This window comes from Synechococcus sp. H55.2, from assembly GCF_047462495.1.
Lineage (GTDB): Bacteria > Cyanobacteriota > Cyanobacteriia > Thermostichales > Thermostichaceae > Thermostichus.
Genome location: NZ_JANSJH010000231.1, coordinates 1 through 664, shown reverse-complemented (window position 1 = coordinate 664; position 664 = coordinate 1). Strand labels below are relative to the sequence as shown.

Below are 664 nucleotides of genomic sequence, written 5' to 3'. Positions count from 1 at the left end.
GTAGCCGCAAGCAGGTGCAAGCCGTCCTGCAAACTCTGGCCCAGGAAGGGATCCCCAAGACCGCCTTCAGCTAGAAACCGCAGGAGCCCCGCCGTGGGGTCAGGGTCGGGAGAAATGCGGACGACGTATGATTGCAACATGACCCAAGTTTTAACCATCTCCTGCAAGCTCAAGGTATCTGCTTCGCAAGCCGTGAAGCTAGAGGCAACCTTGTCGGCTTTTGCACAAGCACTCAACTGGGTCAACCAAAACACACCAGAGAAGGTGGTCAACCCAGTCAAGCTTCAATCGCTCTGCTACCGCGCAATTCGTACCCGCTTTGGGCTATCCAGCAACCTGGCACAACAGGTGTGCAGAAGGTTGGCCGCTGCCCGCAAGGTTGCCCAGCAAAAGAATCGTCCGGTCAAAGCGTTCAAGTCTGGCTTTGTTACCTACGACGCCCGCATCTTCTCTTTCCGGGAGAGGGACTGGACGGTGTCGCTGACCACCGTTGAGGGACGCGAACGCTTTGAGCTGGATATAGGTAACTACCAGCGCGGCATGCTGGCGGGTTCTCATCCCAAAGCAGCCACGTTGGTCAAACGCCAAGACGGTTTTTACTACATCCAAATTGGCGTGGAGCAGGACCCACCGGAGCCACGAGACACCACCGAGGCGATTGGTG

The 664-nt window shown here is 56.9% G+C and carries 1 pseudogene; it reads left to right on the top strand.

The features are described 5' to 3' along the window. Positions 1 to 138: 138 nt before the first annotated feature. Positions 139 to 664 (top strand): annotated as a pseudogene (locus tag NW844_RS13080) (RNA-guided endonuclease TnpB family protein); the annotation flags it as partial.